The 3,686-nt window shown below is 68.5% G+C and carries 3 protein-coding genes; all 3 read left to right on the forward strand.

The features are described 5' to 3' along the window. The first annotated feature begins 30 nt into the window (after positions 1-30). The gene (locus tag BV95_RS22365) at positions 31-438 is read left to right on the forward strand and encodes a DUF2946 family protein (protein WP_037457515.1); all 408 of its coding nucleotides are present in this window, start codon (positions 31-33) and stop codon (positions 436-438) included. Positions 439-479: 41 nt separating this feature from the next. Further along, a complete protein-coding gene (locus tag BV95_RS22370; RefSeq protein ID WP_037457517.1) occupies positions 480-2,519 on the forward strand; it encodes a TonB-dependent receptor family protein in 2,040 nt (679 codons plus the stop codon). Between the two features lie 29 nt (positions 2,520-2,548). Then, positions 2,549-3,686, forward strand: a 1,138-nt coding sequence (locus tag BV95_RS22375) for a PepSY-associated TM helix domain-containing protein (RefSeq protein WP_202901585.1), incomplete at its 3' end; no start/stop codon positions are given.

Consider the following 3,686-nt stretch of genomic DNA (forward strand, 5'->3'; position numbering starts at 1 on the left):
GGCGGGGCGGGGCGGTTAGGGGTCTGCGCCATGATGGGGGTTATCAGACGTTCGGAGTCGGCAAGGGGGCTGTTGGCCGCCTTGGCTCTGCTCGTGCTGGCGATTCAGCTCATCGCGCCTTCGGGATTCATGCCGGTGCGGACCGAACATGGCGTCGTGGTGACGCTGTGCACGGGGCAGGGCGCGGTCAATGTCGTGGTCGAGCGGGAGCAGGCGCCGGGCAAGCATCAGGCGCCGGATGATGGCGCACAGGGGCAGCAGCATTGCCCCTTCGCCGCGTCGGTGCAGCCTTCGCTGCCGCCGCTGCTTCTGGCTGATGCGCCTTTGCCCGCCTGGCAGCTTGGATTCGGGCCGATCGCCTTCGCGCTCAAGACCGGGTGGATCGCCCGGCTGGCCGCGCCGCCGCCGCCTTCTTCGGGGCCGCCCGCTACCTTCTGAAAATCCGACTTTCCGTGCTTTTTCAGTAAGGTTTTCTTTTCATGTCCGCTTCCCCCGTTCTGCGCGGCGTTTCGCTGTGCGCGCTTGCCTGTTCCCTGTCCGTCACCGCCCGCGCCGAAGAGGCGGCGGAGCAGGGCCGGATCATCGTCACCGCCAGCCCCATGGTCGAGGAGGCCGCGGCGCAAGTCCTGCGCGCGCCGGGCGGGGTGGATGTCGTGCCCGCCGCGGAATTTGGCGACCGGTTGGCGGTTTCGCTGCGCGATGCGCTGAGCTTTTCGCCCGGCGTCTATACCCAGCCGCGCTTCGGGCAGGAGGTGCGGATCTCCATTCGCGGATCGGGCCTGTCGCGGGGCTATCATATGCGCGGGCTGACTTTGTTGCAGGACGGCATTCCGATCAACATGGCCGACGATAATGGCGATTTCCAGGAACTGGACCCGCAGGTGTTCCAGCATCTGGAGGTGTATCGCGGCGGCAATGCGCTGCGGCTGGGCGGGTCGACGCTGGGCGGGGCGATCAATGCGGTGACGCCGACCGGGCGCAGCGCGCCGGGCGCGGAGATGCGCGTCGATGGCGGGTCGTTCGATACGCTGCGGGGCAAGCTGGCCTATGGCTATAGCGACGGGCGGGGGGATGCGTGGGCCGCGCTGACCGCCGATCGGTCTGACGGCGACCGCGACCATGGGCGGCGGCGGGCTTTGCGGTTCAACGGCAATGTCGGGCTGAAGCTGAGCGATCGGGTGGAGACGCGCTTCTACGCCAGCGCGCAGACGATCCGGCAGAAATTGTCGGGCGCGCTGACTGAAAGCGATGCGCTGGACCACCCGGCCAAGGGCAATTTCGCCGGGGATCAGGCGCGCAATATCGATTCGATCCGCTTGCAGAACCGCACGACCGTGGCGCTGGACGGCGGGGAACTGGCGTTCGGCGTCTATTTCAACGCCAAGGCGCTGGATCATCCCATCTATCAGGTCGTCAGGCAGACGTCGGAGGATCGCGGGGTGTTCGCCAGCCTCGATCTGGCGGGAAATGTCGGCGGGGTGCCGGTGGAGGTGACGCTGGGCGGGCAGGCGCGCTTTGGGCAGGGCCGGTTCCGCCAGTTCGTCAATCTGAACGGCCGGGCGGGCGCGCCGCGATCCTATCAGAAGGCGCGGGCGCAGACGATCAACAGCTATGGCGAGGTGCGGGTCGCGCCGGTCGCGGGGCTGTGGCTGATCGCGGGGGGCATCTATACCCATGGCGAGCGGCGGCTGGACAACCGCTTCACCCCTGCGGCGAGCGGGGATGTGTCGTTCGATGCCTTCGCGCCGAAATTCGGGTTGTTGTTCGAGCCGGCGGCGGCGGTGCAATTCTACGCCAATTACAGCCGGTCGGTGGAATTGCCGGGCTTCATCGAACTGGGGCAGACGCAGTTCGATACGCTGGCGGTCGGCTTCGTTCCGCTGAGGCCGCAAAGGGCGTGGACGGCGGAGATCGGGGCGCGGGGCACGCGGGGCATGGCCCATTGGGACATCAGCCTCTATCGCGCCGACCTGCGCGGCGAATTGCTGCAATATGGGGCGGGAGACAGCGCCATTCCCGCCGCGACCTTCAATGCCGGGCGGACGCGGCATCAGGGGGTGGAAGCGGGGCTGGACCTGACGCTGACCCGCTGGGCCAGCCTGCGGCAAGTCTATCAATATAGCGATTTCCGTTTCCGCGACGATGCGCATTTCGGGGACAATCGCCTGCCGGTGGTGCCGCGTCATTTTTACCGGGCGGAATTGAAGCTGGGGACGGAGAAGATGAGCATCTCGCCCGCCGTCGAATGGCTGCCGCAGGGGGCCTGGGTGGACTATGCCAACACGCATCGGGTCGGGGATTATACGACGCTGAACCTGGGCGCGCAGGCGGAGGTGAAGCCGGGCGTCACCCTGTTCCTGGATGCGCGCAACCTGACCGGGGAGCGGGCCGTGGGCGATATTAGCGCGGTTGTGCGCTATGTGTCGGACAATCCTGCGACGCTTGCGAATGAAGGCAGCGTGGCCTTCTACCCCATCGAGCGGCGCGCCTTTTATGGCGGCGTGCGGGCGCGGTTCTGATCGTGGAAAGCGGGTCATTCTATCGGGCGATGTGGCGCTGGCATTTCTATGCCGGGCTGATCGTGTTGCCGGTGCTGGCGCTGATGGCGGTGACGGGCGCGCTCTATCTCTACAAGCCGGAGATCGAGCGGGCCGTCTATCATGACCGGATCGTGGTGCGGCCGGGCGGGGCGATGCTGCCCCCGTCGCGGCTGGTCGCGGCGGTCGAGAAAGCCAGCGGCGGCGCGGTGAGCCAGATGCAGCGGCCCGCCGCCGCCGATGAAAGCTGGCGGCTGACGGTCGGCGGGACGGTCTGGTTCGTCGATCCCCATGACGGGCGGATATTGGGCAGTCTGGCGGACGGCGGCGTCATGCGGACGGTCAAGGATCTGCACAGCCTGGCGCTGACCGGGCCTGTCGGCAACCGGTTGGTGGAGGTGGTGGCGGGCTGGGCGATCCTGCTGTGCGTGACCGGGCTTTACCTGCGCTGGCCGCGTGCCGGCAACCGGGCGCTGGCGCTGCGGGGGCGGCCGGGCGGGCGGCTGTTCTGGCGCGACCTGCATGGGACGGTGGGTTTTCTGGCGGCGGGGGTGATCCTGTTTCTGGCGGTGACCGGCATGCCCTGGACGGCGGTTTGGGGCGGCGGATTGCGCGGGGCGATTGCGGAGCGGGGGCTGGGGCGGCCTTCGGCGGCGGTTATTCCGTGGAGCGCGCCGGTGAAGGAGGCGCTGCCCTGGGCCTTGCGGGAAGGCGGGGCGGTGCCGGGCGGTTCGGGTGGCGTCGGCGAGGACGAGATCGTGCGGATCGCCGAAGGGCGCGGCTTGCGGGGCGGGGTCATGATCGGCTTTCCGGCCTCTGCGGGGATGCCGTGGCTGGTGTCGGCGCAGGCGGTGAAGGCGGAGGAGGCCCGTGTTCTGACCATCGATGCCGGGTCCGGCGCGGTGGCGCAGGATGTCGACTGGCGCATGTTCGGCGGCGGCGCGAAGGCGGTCGAATGGGGCGTCGCCACCCATCAGGGGACGGAATATGGCGAGGCGAACCGGTTGCTGATGCTGGCGGGATGCCTTTGCCTGTTGTTGCTGTGCGTGACTGCGCCGGTGCTGTGGTGGAAGCGGCGGTTGGGGGGCGGATTGAGCGCGCCGCCTGCGGCGGGGGCGCGTGAGAAGCGGGTCGTGGCGGGGGCGATGC

It is taken from the genome of Sphingobium chlorophenolicum (assembly GCF_000722875.1).
Classification (GTDB): Bacteria; Pseudomonadota; Alphaproteobacteria; order Sphingomonadales; family Sphingomonadaceae; genus Sphingobium; species Sphingobium chlorophenolicum.

Bases quoted from the DNA above. Each gene is read 5' to 3' on its own strand.
- BV95_RS22365 (WP_037457515.1), top strand. From the start codon at position 31: ATGATGGGGGTTATCAGACGTTCGGAGTCGGCAAGGGGGCTGTTGGCC.
- BV95_RS22370 (WP_037457517.1), top strand. From the start codon at position 480: ATGTCCGCTTCCCCCGTTCTGCGCGGCGTTTCGCTGTGCGCGCTTGCC.